The sequence below is a fragment of the Streptantibioticus parmotrematis genome (genome assembly GCF_019890615.1).
Classification (GTDB): Bacteria; Actinomycetota; Actinomycetes; order Streptomycetales; family Streptomycetaceae; genus Streptantibioticus_D; species Streptantibioticus_D parmotrematis.
Genome location: NZ_JAINVZ010000005.1, coordinates 188078 through 202174, shown reverse-complemented (window position 1 = coordinate 202174; position 14097 = coordinate 188078). Strand labels below are relative to the sequence as shown.

Annotated in this window: 13 protein-coding genes; 4 read left to right on the top strand and 9 right to left on the bottom strand. The window is 73.6% G+C overall.

All coding sequences use genetic code 11. From position 1 onward, the window contains the following. Nucleotides 1–13: 13 nt before the first annotated feature. The gene (locus K7472_RS10455; RefSeq protein WP_222976473.1) at nucleotides 14–643 is read right to left on the bottom strand and encodes a TetR/AcrR family transcriptional regulator; all 630 of its coding nucleotides are present in this window, start codon (nucleotides 641–643) and stop codon (nucleotides 14–16) included. Between the two features lie 93 nt (nucleotides 644–736). Between K7472_RS10455 and K7472_RS10450 the strand changes: the two genes are divergently transcribed. After that, nucleotides 737–2383, top strand: coding sequence for an FAD-dependent monooxygenase (locus K7472_RS10450; protein ID WP_222976471.1), 1647 nt, complete (start codon nucleotides 737–739; stop codon nucleotides 2381–2383). Between the two features lie 109 nt (nucleotides 2384–2492). Next, the gene (locus tag K7472_RS10445) at nucleotides 2493–2966 is read left to right on the top strand and encodes a GreA/GreB family elongation factor (protein WP_222976469.1); all 474 of its coding nucleotides are present in this window, start codon (nucleotides 2493–2495) and stop codon (nucleotides 2964–2966) included. 56 nt (nucleotides 2967–3022) lie between these two features. On the opposite strand, the gene K7472_RS10440 is transcribed toward K7472_RS10445, so the two are convergent. Beyond that, the gene (locus K7472_RS10440) at nucleotides 3023–3148 is read right to left on the bottom strand and encodes a hypothetical protein (protein WP_443729194.1); all 126 of its coding nucleotides are present in this window, start codon (nucleotides 3146–3148) and stop codon (nucleotides 3023–3025) included. A gap of 202 nt (nucleotides 3149–3350) precedes the next feature. Between K7472_RS10440 and K7472_RS10435 the strand changes: the two genes are divergently transcribed. Beyond that, on the top strand, nucleotides 3351–3515 hold the full coding sequence (locus K7472_RS10435; RefSeq protein ID WP_222976466.1) for a hypothetical protein: 165 nt from the start codon (nucleotides 3351–3353) through the stop codon (nucleotides 3513–3515). A 21-nt stretch (nucleotides 3516–3536) separates the two neighbouring features. Here K7472_RS10435 and K7472_RS10430 read toward each other — a convergent pair whose 3' ends face one another. The 4 genes from K7472_RS10430 to K7472_RS10415 all read right to left on the bottom strand — a co-directional run bounded on the left by K7472_RS10430 (nucleotide 3537) and on the right by K7472_RS10415 (nucleotide 5444). Continuing rightward, nucleotides 3537–3884, bottom strand: a complete 348-nt coding sequence (locus tag K7472_RS10430) for an iron chaperone (RefSeq protein WP_308013842.1) — start codon at nucleotides 3882–3884, stop codon at nucleotides 3537–3539. Nucleotides 3885–3936: 52 nt separating this feature from the next. Beyond that, nucleotides 3937–4332, bottom strand: coding sequence for a VOC family protein (locus K7472_RS10425; RefSeq protein WP_222976465.1), 396 nt, complete (start codon nucleotides 4330–4332; stop codon nucleotides 3937–3939). Between the two features lie 209 nt (nucleotides 4333–4541). Further along, entirely contained in the window at nucleotides 4542–5021 is a 480-nt protein-coding gene (locus tag K7472_RS10420) for a hypothetical protein (protein ID WP_222976463.1), read from the bottom strand. A gap of 33 nt (nucleotides 5022–5054) precedes the next feature. Further along, nucleotides 5055–5444 carry a (2Fe-2S) ferredoxin domain-containing protein gene (locus K7472_RS10415; protein ID WP_222976461.1) on the bottom strand — a complete coding sequence of 130 codons (390 nt, stop codon included), beginning with the start codon at nucleotides 5442–5444 and terminating at the stop codon, nucleotides 5055–5057. 311 nt (nucleotides 5445–5755) lie between these two features. Here K7472_RS10415 and K7472_RS10410 point away from each other — a divergent pair, with 311 nt between their 5' ends. After that, a complete protein-coding gene (locus tag K7472_RS10410; RefSeq protein ID WP_222976459.1) occupies nucleotides 5756–7504 on the top strand; it encodes a TIGR03767 family metallophosphoesterase in 1749 nt (582 codons plus the stop codon). Nucleotides 7505–7557: 53 nt separating this feature from the next. Here K7472_RS10410 and K7472_RS10405 read toward each other — a convergent pair whose 3' ends face one another. Genes K7472_RS10405 through K7472_RS10395 form a run of 3 tightly spaced genes read right to left on the bottom strand, consistent with a single transcriptional unit; the run spans nucleotide 7558 to nucleotide 14046 of the window. Further along, on the bottom strand, nucleotides 7558–10545 hold the full coding sequence (locus K7472_RS10405) for a condensation domain-containing protein (RefSeq protein ID WP_222976457.1): 2988 nt from the start codon (nucleotides 10543–10545) through the stop codon (nucleotides 7558–7560). Nucleotides 10546–10604: 59 nt separating this feature from the next. Continuing rightward, nucleotides 10605–12203: an amino acid adenylation domain-containing protein gene (locus K7472_RS10400; RefSeq protein ID WP_222976455.1), complete on the bottom strand. Its 1599-nt coding sequence runs from the start codon at nucleotides 12201–12203 to the stop codon at nucleotides 10605–10607. 25 nt (nucleotides 12204–12228) lie between these two features. Further along, nucleotides 12229–14046 carry an asparagine synthetase B family protein gene (locus K7472_RS10395; RefSeq protein WP_222976453.1) on the bottom strand — a complete coding sequence of 606 codons (1818 nt, stop codon included), beginning with the start codon at nucleotides 14044–14046 and terminating at the stop codon, nucleotides 12229–12231. Between the last annotated feature and the right edge of the window lie 51 nt (nucleotides 14047–14097).

Genomic DNA, 14097 nt, shown 5'->3' with positions numbered 1-14097 from the left:
GCCGTTGACAGGCTCACGCGTCGTCGTCCGGTGCTCCCGCGCCCCGCAGGACCAGGTCGACGATCCGGCGGGTGTCGCGTACCGGATCGAGATGGTCGGTGCTGCCGGACGCCATGCGGGCGAGGAGCGGGGAGACCAGCAGCTCCGCGACGAGGTCGAGATCGACGTCGTCGCGGAGTTCGCCGCGTTCCACACCGCGCCGCAGAACGGCCGTCATGGCCTCCCGTCGGGGGGCGACGATCTCCTCGAAATAGCGGCGGTGCAGTCGCGGGAAGGTGGCGGCCTCGGCGTTGAGGGCGCGCAGCACGCTGCTGGCCCGCACGTCGACCACGCGGTCGGCGAGGGTGCGCAGCACGGCCGCCAGGTCCTCGCGGGTGCCGGCGCCGTCCGGGGCGGGCCGCGGCTCGTTGATGGTGGCGAGCACGTCGAGGTAGAGCTCGTCCTTGGTCTTCCACCGCCGGTAGACGCTGTTGCGCGAGACCCCCGCCTGCTTGGCGATGGCCACCAGCGACAGGCCGGTGAGGGTCGCGCCGGCGGCCACCATGTCGAGGACGGCTTCGATGATCGCCGAGTCGGTGGCGGGATCGCGCTGACGACCGCCCTGCCGGGCCGCGGGTTCCTGGACGACGGGTTCCTGGATCACGCTCCAACGATACAGGGCTGTTGCGTTTCGCTGTCGACGCGTGCCAATAATGGAACAGAGCTGTTCTGTTTCCTTTGAAGGGACGATATCCCCATGTCCGAGCACGTTCCCGTGCTGATCGTCGGCGGCAGCGTCGTCGGCGCCTCCGCCGCCCTCTTCCTCGCCGCCCACGGCGTCACCCCCGTCCTGGTCGAGAAACACCCCGGGATCTCGACCCGGCTGCGGGCCAAGCTCTTCTCCCCGCGCACCATGGAGGCGTACCGCGCGGTCGGCGCGGCGGACGACGTCTACGCGGTCCAGCGCAGGCAGCCGCCCGCCGACCACGCCGCGCTCGTCACCTCGCTCGCCGGACCGGAACTGCGCCACTGGCCGCTGCCCGCCGCCCGCGACTTCAGCGCGCTCTCACCGTGCCGGTCCGCCTTCGTCAAGCAGGCCGACCTGGAGGAGGTCGTTCGCGCCCACGCCCGCACCGCCGGGGCGGACCTGCGCTTCGGCCACCGCCTGGTCGGCCTGCGCCCGTACGACGACCACGTGATCGCCCGCGTCCAGGACCCCGACGGCGCGGTCCGCACGATCACGGCCGACTACCTGCTCGCCGCCGACGGCAACGCGAGCGCCGTACGCGAGGGCCTCGGCATCACCCGCACCGGCCCCGAGACCATCGCGCACGTCATGGAGCTCGGCTTCGAGGCCGATCTGCGCCCGGCGCTCGACGGCCGCCGCCTCGCGCTGGCGTTCACCGGCGAACCCGACCACGCGTTCCTGTCCTGGGACACCGCGCGCCGCCGCGGCGCGGTGTCGGTGACCTACGATCCCGCGACCACCGATCCGGCCGCGTTCGACGACCGGCGCCGGCTGGAGATCGTCTCGCGCGCGCTCGGCCTGCCGCCGTCGGACATCGCGCTCACCGACGCCCGGAGCTGGCGGATGGGCGGCTGGGTGGCCGACTCCTACCGGCGCGGCCGGGTGTTCCTGCTGGGCGACGCGGTCCACGTCACGCCGCCGACCGGCGGTTTCGGCGCGAACACCGGCATCCAGGACGCGTGGAACCTCACCGCGAAACTGGTGACCGTCCTGCGCGGTCACGCCGCGCCACGGCTCCTCGACGCCTACCAGAGGGAACGGCACGCGGTCGGGCGGATCACCGTCGAGCAGGCGCTGCTGCGCGCACGCGACCGCGCCCAGGTGCCGATCGAGGACCGCCCGCTGCTGAGCGAGGCGGCCGTGGCGCTCGGCTACCGCTACCCCATGGGCGACGACGACCCGGCCACCGCGGGCCTGCCGCTCGCCGACGAGCCGGAGCGTTGGCACGGCGAGCCCGGCACCCGGCTGCCTCACGTTCCGCTCCCCGGCCGACACGCCTCAGCGTCGACTCTCGACCTGGTGCGCGACGGCCGCCACCTACTGCTCGTGGGCCCTGACGCCGCGGACTGGACGCGGGCCGCCCACCGGCTGGACCCGCGCGGCGCCTTCCTCGACACGGCGCCGCTCCCCCGCCCGGCCGGCCCGGGAACTCCGACCCGGCCCACCGAGGCGTGCGGGATCGGGGACCACGGCGCGCTGCTGGTGCGCCCCGACCACGTGGTGGCCTGGCGCAGCCCCGGAGCCGTCCCGGACACCCTCGCGGCGCTCGGGTCGGCGGTACGGGAGGCGCTCGCGGGCGGCGCGTCAGCGGTACGGCAGGTCCTCGCGGCCGGCGACCGTCCCGTACCACCGGAGCCGTCCGTCACCGCTCGCTGAACCCGCCGCACCCGGGCGCCCGACCGCCGCGATCCGTCGCCGGGCCTTAGGCTGGTCCGAAGCCCTGGACGTCCCGCACCCCCTCACGGGCCACGAATCGGGAGCAGCCATGACCTCCGAAGCCGTACCGATCTGCGACGACGCCCGCCAGGCGCTGGAGCAGGAACTCGCCGTGCTGCGGGAGGAGCGCGACGCGATCGCCGCCACGGTCCGGGACTCCGCCACGGACGTCGGCGACTACGCGGACCGGGCGGACGAGCTGCGCCGCGCCACGGAGTCGGAGCGGCTGGACGCCCGCATCGACGACCTCACCGCGCGGTTGCGCGGGGCGGAGACGGCCGGGCCGCCCGACCCGGACCGGGCGGGCGTCGGCAGCTCGGTGACGGTGGAGTTCCCCGACGGCTCGCGGGAGACGGTCGACATCGTGGAGGTCGTCGTACCGTCCGACGCGCCGTTGGTCACCAGTGACAGCCCGCTCGGCAAGGCCCTGCTGGGGCGCCGGGTCGGCGATCGTGTCGAGTACAGCGCCCCGGACGGCGACACGACGGCACGGATCGTCGCGCTGGGCGCCCGCACGTCCTGAGGGGCAGCGTCCTGAGGGGCGGCGTCCTGAAGGGCAGCCGCCCACGCCCTCGCAGGTCAGGGGCTCGGCGGCAGGTCGTCCAGGAAGTCCTTCGTGGGAACGTGGAAGAGGTTTCCGGTCACCGCGCGGGAGAAGTCCAGGATGCGGTCGTGGACTCCGGGGCGCACGACCGGGTTCGGCACGGCCGAGGGACGGGAAACGGCCGGCGGGACACGCCGGACCGCACGGAATCCGTGGGATGCCGAGCGCCCCGGAAGCTCCGGTTGCGGGCCGTCCGAGGGGTTGTTTGAGTGGAAAACGCCCTGTTCGCCGCAGTCGCGTGCACGCGACCCTGTGCGGATCACCCGAAAGCCGGTCCGAGCCGGCCCGACAAGGGGAACGACGATGGCTCATCACCACAAGTCCAACAAGCAGGTCGAGCAGAACCCGGACACCGGCCACAGCCGCGGCATGCCACGGCGGCCCGACGAGGAGGAGCTGGACGAGCGCACCCGCGAGGACCGGGACGAGGTGCGCGAGGAGAAGCGGGAGGAGCGCGAGGAGCGCTGACACCGCGCGTCGGGGCGCCGGTCAGGGGCTGAGCGCCTGTGCCACCAACTCGGTCAGTTCGTCGTCGGGAATCGCCGCCGCGTCCTCGGGGCGGATGCGCAACGTGGCTTTTCCGGAGAGCAGTTCGGGGTGGCGGGCCGTGAAGTCCGCGTTGCGGGCGGGCTGCCAGCCGTAGAGCGACACTCCGTGGCTCCACACGCCGAGGTGCAGCCTGCGCCTGCCGACCCGGTACGTGGGCATCCCGTACGAGATGCCCACGCTCGCCTCGGGGCAGGCCTGGCGGACCAGCCGGTCCACCCGGTCGAACAGCGGCCGGTGCTCGGCGGGGATGGCGTCGACGTAGGCCCGGACCTCTTCGTTCACGTCCACACCGGCATTGTCCCCCGGACCGGCCTCCCTCGCCGTTCCGGGACGCGGCCGGTCAGTCCCGCGGCGGTTCGCTGCCGTAGGGGCGGGTGAGGATCTCCATACCGTGCCCGGCCGGATCCAGGAAGTACAGGCCCCGGCCACCGTGGTGGTGGTTGATCTCGCCCGGCTGTTTCAGGTGCGGATCGGCGTAGTAGGTGATCCCGGCGTCGGTGATCCGTGCGAACGCGGCGTCGAACTCCTCGTCGGACACGAGGAACGCGTAGTGCTGGGCGGTGATCGACGCGGAGTCGGCGGTGGCGAAGTCCAGGGTGACGCCGTTGGCGGTGACCACGGGGAGGAACGGACCCCATTCGGCACCGACTTCGAGTCCCAGGACGCGGGCCAGGAACGTGGCGGACTCGCGTTTGTCGCGGGCATGGACGATGGTGTGGTTCAACTCGACTGACATGGGTGAAGTGCCTCCGCTGGGCAGCTCACGAGCACCTCCATGCCTCACCCGGTCGGTGACCGGCACGCGATGCCGTGATCCGATCGTAGCCGCGTCGCGTCGACAACGACCAGGTCAACGGCCATGCGTGGTCTTGGCGTTGACGACTTCTGGCCATGACGAGCACCGGGGGCGCGCAGGGTTTCGGCGCGCATCGGGAGGCGCAGGGTTCACGCGGGCGGTTCGGCCTCGACGTGGCGGCGACCGCGGGCGTCGCGGTACTCCAGCGCCGTCCATCCGGTCTCCTCCAGCACGGCGGCGCAGCGCTTCAGAGCGGTGGCGGCCTCGTGCGGGGCGCCGCTCCCCCTGGGGCCGACCCACTCGACGCGCACGACGCCCTCACGCGCGGCCGAGACGAGGTATCCGGTGACGACCGGGTCGCCGTCCGGGCCGAGCGCGGAGGGCTCGACACCGTGTGCCTCCAGCGTCAGCGCGACCGCCCGCACCGCCTGCCGCACCTCCCAGGGCGCGGGGAGCCGCAGTGGTTCGGGCACGTCGGCGTTGACCAGGCGGCGGATGTCGAGCAGGGCGGCGTAGGCGGCCTCGACCTGGGGTCGGCGGCGGGCGTCGGGCGGTCCGGCCGGTTCGTGTCCGGTCGCCACGGGGAATCCGCCCGCCGGGGCACCACCCGGCCCTCCGACGTCGGTCACGTCGCAAGCCTACGGCGGGGAACGGACATGTCGTCAGTCGGCGAGCCCCTCGCGGACCTGGCGAGGGGGCCGGAAGGCGTACAGGTCCAGGATGGCCGGCGGGTCGACCAGGCCGGGACCTCCCGCCCCCGCCCAGGTGGCGATGTCGTCCGTGGCGTCGCGGTCGTTGACCAGGCCGAGCCAGACCGGCCGTCCTCCGGCGCGGCGTCCCGCGGGTGACGGCTGCACGACGACGACGTTGGCCTGGTCGCAGGCGTCCAGGCAGTCCACGGCACGGACGGCGGCGACACCGTCGAGCGCGGCGCGCAGCGCGGCGAGTTGCCCGGCGTGGTCGACTCCAGGGATCTTCTCGGTGCCGCAGCAGCAGCCCCGGCACACCGTGACCGTGGGTCGGCCCCCGCTCGCCGACGCCCTCGTCGCCATCCCGTCTCCCCTCCCGCCGACGACCGCCCACCCCGCTCTGACGCGCGCCGACCTGCGGCGACACCGCGGCGGCGGTCGGGGCCACGGACGCGGCCCACGCTACCGGTCCGCCGGTCGTCCGGTCCTCCCGCCCCGGCCGTCCCGGAGCCACTGCCGTCGGCGGCCCGCGCAACGACCTTCATCCGCACGACATTTCCTCAGTCCGACGTGTTCACGTCACAGACGAAGAGTGTCCTAATGCTGTGCGGCGCCTGCTACCCACCGGTAGCGCCGGTGCCCGCCCCTGCGCCTCGACACTCAGGAGATCTCGGATGGCCGCATACAGCAGACGACAGTTCGTCACCGGCGCGTCGGCCGCGTTCGCCGCGGCGGCGCTGACGCTGGGCGACGCCCGTTACGCGTCGGCTGCCACGCGGGACCGCGCCCTGGCGCTGTCCGCCGCGCGCGCCGTGCAGTCCGCGGGCACCACGCTGGAGCAGGTCGCCACCCCGTCCGCGTCCGGCCCGTACCACCGGCTGGCGGCGGGACCCGGCTGGCCGCTGGTCGTACGCACCGACCTGGTCGCGGGGCAGTCCGGCCGCGACGACCGCCGTACCGGCCTCGCCTGCTTCGTCCAGTTCACCGACCTGCATCTGGCGGACACCGAGTCGCCGGCGCGTTTCGAGTACCTGGCGCAGTACGCGGACGGCGCGTACCGGCCGCAGGAGACGCTGACCGTGCGCGGCGCCTCCTCGCTCGTCGAGCGCGTCAACTCCCTGTCCGGCGGCCCCTACACGGGCAGTCCCTTCTCCTTCGTCATCGCCACCGGTGACAACGCCGACAACCACGAGCAGCTCGAACTCGACTGGTACCTCACGGTGATGAGCGGTGGCTCGATCACCCCCAACAGCGGTGACCTCACCCGGTACGAGGGCGTGCAGAACTCCGGCTCCACGGCGTACTGGAACCCGGAGTCCAGCCTTCAGGACGACTACAAGACCAAGGCGGGCTACCCGCAGATCCCGGGCTTCCTGACCGCGGCGGGCCGCCCGTTCGACGCTCCGGGCCTGCACGTCCCTTGGTACACCACCGTCGGCAACCACGATGACAGCATCGAAGGGACCCTGCCGGACCTCGGTCTGCTCAACTCCCTCTACACCGGCGACCGCAAGCTGGAGGGCTGTGACGACGCCGACGCCGCGAAGCTCGCGGCCGCGCTGCAGAACGACCCGGCCCAGGCGCTCGCCCTCTTCGTCAAGCTGCTGGACAACGGGCCGGTGCGCCGCGTGACGCCCGACGCGCGCCGCGTGCCCTTCACCCCGGAGCAGTTCGCGCAGGCCCACCTCGACCCCTCGTACACCGGCGCGGGCCCGGTCGGGCACGGCTTCACCGCCTCGGCGGCCTCCAGCGGGAAGCTCTACTACACCTTCCCGGTCGCGCCGGGTGTGGTGGGCGTCAGCCTGGACACCACCAACCGGGCGGGCTGGGCGGACGGTTCGGTCGGCACCGCGCAGCTCGACTGGCTGGAGTCGGTCCTTCAGGCCAACAGCACCCACTGGTACGACACGGACGGCAACGTGGTGCGCGGCGGCTCGACCGACCAGCTGGTGGTCGTCTTCAGCCATCACACCAGCTCCACCATGGGCAACCTGCTGCCCGACCCGTACAACCTGCTGGAGGCCAGGCACAGCGGCTCCGAGGTGGTCACGTTGCTCCAGCGCTACCCGAACGTCGTCGCCTGGGTGAACGGCCACACTCACGCCAACCAGATCTCGCCGCACCCGCACGCGGTCGCGGAGCGCGCCTTCTGGGAGGTCAACACCGCGTCGCACATCGACTACCCGCACCACGCGCGGGTGATCGAGATCGCGGACAACGGCGACGGCACGCTGTCGCTGTTCACCACGCTGATCGAGTCGGCGGCCCCGTACGCCACCGACTTCTCCGACACCTCCGACACCGGACTGGCCGCGCTCTACCGGGAGTTGGCGTACAACGACCCGTACGCCACGCCCGCGCAGAAGCTCGGGGCCTCCGGCGACCACAACACCGAACTGCTGCTGGCGAAGCCCGGAGCCTGAGAAGGGGGGCGGGGGCGGCGAGGGGCTTCCCCGCGCCGCCCCCGCCCGCTTCGTCACGGGTGCGCCGGCCGCCCGGGCAGGACCGGGTGGTCGAGGCTGTCGCCGAAGCGGGTCAGCAACCGGGCGATGTCGTCGGCCAGTTCGGCCGCGCCCGCGGTGGTGATCAGCTCGCCGCGGTGGGCGAGGGTGCCGGTCACGGTGCCGTCCTGCTCGGTGAGGGTCAGCGTCATGCCGAACTGCTTGTCGTGCGCCTGGAGTTCACTCGCGGACACCGGTGTCAGCTCGGCCGCGCGCAGGCGGGTGCGGCGCTTGGTGCGGGAGTTCATGTTGAGGATGACGTCCGCGAACGGAGTGCGGCCGGGGCGGCGTTCGGGGTCGAGGTGGGAGACCATCTCGTCGAACGGCACCCGCCCGTGTTCGAACCCGTCCAGCGCGGTGTCCCGCATCCGGCGCAGCACGTCCCCCACCACGGCGCCGGGTGCGAGCGCGGAGCGCAGGACGACCGTGTTGAGGCAGGGGCCCAGCACGTCCGCGAGCGGGCCGCGGCCGTGGCCCCGGTTGGCCAGCGGCACCTCGAACGTGAGGTCGTCCTGACCGCTCCACCGGTGCAGCGCCACGGCCAGCGCGGTCGCCGCCACGATGAACCACGAGACGCCGTGCTCGGCCTGCACCGGGGCGAGTCGCTCCATCACGTCGTCCCCGGTGCGCAGCGGTGTGCTGCCCTCCTCGGTGGCGTCGGCGCGGGCCGGGACGTCGAGGTGGGCGGGCGCGCCCGCCAGCGCCGTGCTCCAGTGGCGCAGGTCCCGCTCCCACGTCCCGTCCCGCCGTTCGGCCGACTGCGCGGCGACGAAGTCGCGGTACTGCACGGCGGGCGGTGTCACCTCGCGGCCCGCCAGGACCGCCGCGTGGCACCGTTCCAGTTCGGCCAGCAGGATCGGCACGGACTCGCCGTCGACGACGAGGTGGTGCACGCACAGCAGCAGGGCCTGCTCGCCGGAGCCGAGGTCGGCGAGCGCGACGCGCAGCAGCCGTCCCGACTCCAGGTCGAAGCGGCGGGTGGCGGCCTCCGCGAGCCATGCCCCGATCGCGGCGTCCGCGTCGGCGGCCCCGCTGAAGTCCACCTCCTCGACCGCCGGACGCCAGGTGTCCGTGACGTCCTGCGTCAACTCGCCGTCGTGCCACAGGAATCGGGTGCGCAGGATCTCGTGGGCCCCGACGAGCTGCTCGAGCGCGGCGCCCAGCACCCCCGCGTCCAGCCCTCCGTCGGCCCGCCAGGCGAGGCAGACGTTGCCGCGGGCGGCGTCGTCGTCGCGTTCGATCAGCCAGATGCGGCGCTGGAAGCTGCTCGCGGGCAGTTCGCGGGCCGAGGCGTCCACCGGCGCGGCGGTCGGCGCCTGCGGTTCCGGCGCGGTCGCCGCGGCCGTGGACAGCACGTGGCGGGTGAAGTCGTCGAGACGGGGGTGGGAGAACAGGTCCCGTACGGGGATGTCGCGGCCGAAGCGCTCCCCGGCCAGGAGGGTCAGGGTCTCGGCGAGCAGGGAGTGTCCGCCGAGTTCGAAGAAGGAGTCGCGGGGTTTGACGCCACTGATCATCAGGACCTCCTCCCACACCCCCGCCATCGCGGCCAGCTCGTCCGCCCCGGGCGACCCGGCGGCCTCGCCGGGCGACGCCGGTCCGTCCACGGCGGGGACCGTACGCGTCGTGGGGGCGGCCGCGCGGACCGGTTCCGCGTCGGCGCGCGGGAGCACCGGCGCGATGACGCCGTCGGGGTCGGCGGCCAGCGTCTTGAGCACGGCGAGGTAGTCGTCGGCGAGGTCCGTGACGGCGGCCGGGCCCACGGAGCCGGTCGGGTCCTTCCACAGCACGTGGGTGCCGCCGCTGTCCTCACGGACCATCACCGCCAGCGTGTAGCCGGCCGTGCTCTCCATGTCGAGCAGGCTGCCCACGCATTCGGCGGTGTCCGAGCGCAGCGTGAGGTTCTGGACGTCCACGGTCTCGTGCCGTCCCGCGTCCCAGTACTGGAAGAGCGACTGGTGGGTGTGGACGCGGGCCTCGGGGCCGGTGAGCCCGGCGGCGCGCATGATGGACGCGAGCGGCAACTCGGCGTGCCGCAGCCGTTCCCGTACGGCCGAGCGCAGGCCGCGCACCACGTCGGCGTAGCGGTCGGTGTCGCTCAGCCGGTACCGCAGCGGCAGCGGGTTGACGAAGTAGCCGACCGCGTCCCGCAGGGCGGGGTCGGTGCGGCCGTGCGACGGGATCGACAGCGTGACGTCGTCGGTCGCGCTGTGGCGCCGCAGCAGCACGAAGTAGGCGGCCAGCAGCACCGTGAAGTAGGAGCATTCCAGTTCGGCGGCGCGCGAGCGCAGGTCGGCGGCGAGGTCGGAGGGCACGTCGGCGACGACCATGGTGTACGTGTCGCCCTCGTCCCGCTTGGCGGGCAGGACCGGTGCGGGCGGGCCGCCGCGCAGGGCGTCCGCCCAGTAGTCGCGCAGGGCGTCGCCGGCCGCCGTGTCGGACAGTTCCCGCGTCCGCCGGGCGAACGCCGTCAGCGCGTCGGCGCGCGCGTCGGGGGCCAGGGCGGCCCCTTCGTAGGCGCGGCGGAAGGCGTCGAGCGTGAGCAGCACCGAGGCGCCGTCGAACACCAGGTGGTGGACGGCGAACAGCAGCACCGTCCAGTCCGGCCCGCGCAGCACGTACACCCGGGCGAGCGGCCCGGTGCGCAGGTCGAACGGGACCTGCCAGGCCTCGCGCACCGCCGAGGTGACGTCGGTGTCGACGGTGCGCTCGGTCACCGGGATGCCGGGGGCGTCCCGCCAGGTCAGGGCGGGCCCGTCGGCGGTGCGTTCCACCCGGGCGCGCAGCTGCGGGTAGGCCTCCCCGACGGTCCTGACCGCCTGCCGCAGGCGCTCGGGGTCGAGGTCGCCGCGCAGCAGGAACGGCAGCGGGATGATGTGGGTGAGCTGGTTGGGTTCCAGCTCCCAGGCGATCCACATCGCCTCCTGCCCCACGGACAGCGGTACGGCGTGCTGGGGTGTGCCCATGCTGTGGTCTCCTTCGCGGTGGTCGGCGGTCGTTCGGGGGCGCGGCGGCCGGGGCGTGGTCACGGCCGGGCCGCCAGGTGTGGACCCGGCTCGGTCGTGGCGCCCGGCGCGCCCGGTGCGGCCGTGGCGTCCGGCGCGGTCGTGGCGTCCGCCGTGTCCCGTTCGGCCAGCGCGCGGCGGTCGGTCTTGCCCGAGGGGTTGAGCGGCAGCCGGGGAAGCCGGACGAACCGCGTCGGCACCATGTGCGCCGGGAGCGACGTACGGGCCCGGCGGCCGAGGTCGTCGGCGGACAGCTCCGCCTCCGAGGTGTAGTAGGCGGTCAGCACCGGGTCGCCGATCCGGTTGCGGCCCTTGACGACGGCGGCGTCGGCGACGTCCGGTAGCCGTCGCAGGTGGGCCTCCACCTCGCCCAGTTCGATGCGGAAGCCGTTGATCTTGACCTGGTCGTCGGCGCGTCCCGCGTAGCAGTAGGTGTCCGACGCGGTGCGCGTGGCCAGGTCGCCGCTGCGGTAGAACAGCCGGGCCGGGCCGCCGGGCAGCGGCAGTTCGCGGAACCGTTCCGCGGTCGTGTCGGGCATGTTGACGTAGCCCTTCGCCACGCCGTCGCCCGCCACCCAGATCTCGCCGGTCCCGCCGCGGGCCACGTCGGTGCCCCGCTCGTCGAGCACCCTCAACTCCCAACCGTCCAGCGGCACTCCGAGGTCGGTGGCGAACTCCCCTGCCGGTCCCCCGGCGTCCAGTTCGGCGTCGGTGAGCACCCGGGTGGTGACGAACACCGTGGTCTCGGTGATGCCGTAGGTGTTGACGAACTCGCACGGGCCGGGCACCGCCTTCCGCCACGCCCGGATGGAGTCCACGTCGATGGACTCCCCGCCGAAGATCACCCGGCGCAGCGCGGGCGGGCCCGGAGCGCGCCGGACGGCGGCGGTCAGGTAGCGGAAGACCGAGGGCACCACGCTCATCACCGTGACGCCCTCGCGTACCAGCAACTCGACCGTGGCGCGCGGCGAGACGGCCACCTCGGAGGGCACGACGACCAGGGTCGCGCCGGTCGCCAGCGCGCCCCACATCTCCCACACGGAGAAGTCGAAGGAGTACGAGTGGAAGAGCGTCCACACGTCGTCGCCGCGGAAGTCGTGGCGTGCGCGGACCGCCTCGACCATCGCCGCCACACTGCGCCGCCGCACCTCGACGCCCTTGGGGCGGCCGGTCGAGCCGGAGGTGTGGATGACGTAGGCGGGCGCCTCGTCGTCGGCCGGCGCGGGCTCCCACGGCGCCGGGGTCGCGGACAGGTCGAGCCGGTCCACCCGCACGGTCGGCGCGGAGGTGAGGCCCTCGGGCAGGTCGCGGTCGGAGACCACCAGCGACACTCCGCTGTCCTCGGCGACGAACCGCAGCCGTGGCAGCGGGTAGGCGGGGTCGAGCGGCACGTAGGCGTGTCCCGCGGCCGTCACCGCCAGCACGGCCGCCACCAGGTCCACGGTGCGGCCCAGGTGCAGTCCGATCCGCACGGGCCCGGTGGGGCACGTCTCGCGGATGGCGGCCACGAGGACGCCGACCCGGCGGGCGAGCGCGGCGTAGGTGAGGGACTGGTTCCCGTCGGTCACGGCGACCCGGTCCGCCGCCGCGACGGCCTGCCTGCTGAAGAGGTGAAACATCGTTCGTTCCCGTTCCTTCGTAGCGTCAGATGGCGATGCGCACGCCCAGGCGGCGCAGCCAGGCGTCGAGTTGCAGGACCATCTCCACGTTGGCCCGCCCGTACCAGCCGCCCTGGTCGAGCAGGGCCGGGTCGGCGGCGACCTCCCGCAGGGCCGTCAGGTCGGCCAGCGGGCGCACCGGCGCGTCCGAGTCGTCGAGCAGCGTGCGCAGGCGTGTGGTGAGCGCCGCCTTGTAGCTGTCGGCGTAGGTGATCGGGTAGGGCACCTTGGGGCGGGTGAGGACGGATTCGGGCACCAGGTCCTTGGCGTTGGTCCGCAGCAGGCTCTTGCCGCGCCCGTCGAACCACTTCATGCGCACCGGCACGTTGTAGAGGAACGACACCAGCCGGTGGTCGAGGAACGGGAAGCGCACCTGGAGCCCCGCCGCCGCCGACAGCCGCTCCGAGTGGTGGACGGCCTGTTCGAGGAACCGGTTGATGGTGAGGTGGTCGGCCTGCCGGCCCAGCCGGTCCAGCCGCGAGTCGCCGGGCAGCACCGGCACCTCGGCGCTCGCCTCCCGGAACAGCCGGTCGCCGTATCCGTCGACGTCCACGGTCCGCAGCAGCGCCCGGTCGAACATCCCGCTGCCCATGCCGTGTTCGAGGCCCCAGCTGCGGGACCGTTCGATCCAGGGGAAGGTGGTGAACTCGTGGTTCTCGTCGATCTTGCCGCCCAGGCTGCCGAACACGGTGTCCGACGCCTCGCCGCTGAGCGCCACCGGAACCTCGGCGGCCACCTTGCCGCTGAAGAGGTAGGGCGTGATGTTCTTGTCGCCGAAGGGCGAGGGGTAGTCCTTGGCGGACAGCACGGCGCTCAGCGTCTCCGGGTCCGACAGGTCCTCGGGCCGTACGGTGACCTCCTGGTGCCTGCACTCCCAGAACCGCACGACGTCCAGCGCGTACGGCCGGTCCGGCACGGGTGCGGCGGTGTCGCCGAAGGCCACGGTGAAGGTGCGCGGCGCCGCTCCCGAGACGGTGGCGGCGAGCCCGGTCAGCGCGCTGGAGTCCAGCCCGCCCGACAGCAGGACGGAGGGGTCGGTGCCGGCCAGGTCGTCGGACACCACCTCTTCGAGCAGTTCGCGCACCCGGCGGATCGTGCCGTCGAGGTCGAGTTCGTGCGGCCGGGCCTCCAGGGCCCAGTAGCGGCGTACGGTCTCGCCGTGGGCGCCCAGCCGCACGGTGTGGGCGGGCGGCACCTCGCGCACGCCGCGCAGCGCGGCCGTTCCCGGGGCGCGCAGCTGTGTCAGCAGGGCGCACAGTCCGTCCGCGTCGATCTCGGGGGTGACGGCGGGGTGGCGGGCGAGGGCGCCGAGGTCCGAGGAGAAGACCGCGCCGTGCTCGGTGGTCGTGTAGCTCAGCGGCCTGATGCCGAACCGGTCCCGGCCGAGCAGCAGGGTGTGGTCGCGCTCGTCGCGGATCGCGAACGCGAAGGCCCCGTCGAGGTGTTCGGCGACGCGTTCGCCCCACCGCAGGTAGGCGTGGAGCACGATCTCGGCGACGGACGGCCCGTCGGGCGAGGCGGGCGGGCCGTCGGCCACGGCCGACCACAGGGTGTCGGCGTGGTGCAGATAGCCGTCGCAGACCGCCACGGCGATCGTGCGGCCGTCCTGCCCCCGGGCGCGTGCGGGCTCCACGGTGCCGCGCCAGGTGGCGTCGGCGCGCTGGGCCAGCACGGCGTGCCGTTCCCGCCAGGTTCCCGTGCCGTGCTGACCGCGGACCACCAGGTCGGCGGTGAGCCGGGCGGTGACCGCGTCCGCGTCGCGCAGATCACGGACGCTGTCCACCCAGCCAGTGATGCCGGACATCCTCTTACCTCCGGTTCGACGACGAGTCGACTTCTCGCGTCCTGTGCACGG

Excerpts from the sequence above, each read along its gene's own strand:
- K7472_RS10450 (WP_222976471.1), top strand. The coding sequence starts at position 737 with ATGTCCGAGCACGTTCCCGTGCTGATCGTCGGCGGCAGCGTCGTCGGC.
- K7472_RS10445 (WP_222976469.1), top strand. The coding sequence starts at position 2,493 with ATGACCTCCGAAGCCGTACCGATCTGCGACGACGCCCGCCAGGCGCTG.
- K7472_RS10435 (WP_222976466.1), top strand. The coding sequence starts at position 3,351 with ATGGCTCATCACCACAAGTCCAACAAGCAGGTCGAGCAGAACCCGGAC.
- K7472_RS10425 (WP_222976465.1), bottom strand. The coding sequence starts at position 4,332 with ATGTCAGTCGAGTTGAACCACACCATCGTCCATGCCCGCGACAAACGC.
- K7472_RS10415 (WP_222976461.1), bottom strand. The coding sequence starts at position 5,444 with ATGGCGACGAGGGCGTCGGCGAGCGGGGGCCGACCCACGGTCACGGTG.
- K7472_RS10410 (WP_222976459.1), top strand. The coding sequence starts at position 5,756 with ATGGCCGCATACAGCAGACGACAGTTCGTCACCGGCGCGTCGGCCGCG.
- K7472_RS10405 (WP_222976457.1), bottom strand. The coding sequence starts at position 10,545 with ATGGGCACACCCCAGCACGCCGTACCGCTGTCCGTGGGGCAGGAGGCG.
- K7472_RS10400 (WP_222976455.1), bottom strand. The coding sequence starts at position 12,203 with ATGTTTCACCTCTTCAGCAGGCAGGCCGTCGCGGCGGCGGACCGGGTC.
- K7472_RS10395 (WP_222976453.1), bottom strand. The coding sequence starts at position 14,046 with ATGTCCGGCATCACTGGCTGGGTGGACAGCGTCCGTGATCTGCGCGAC.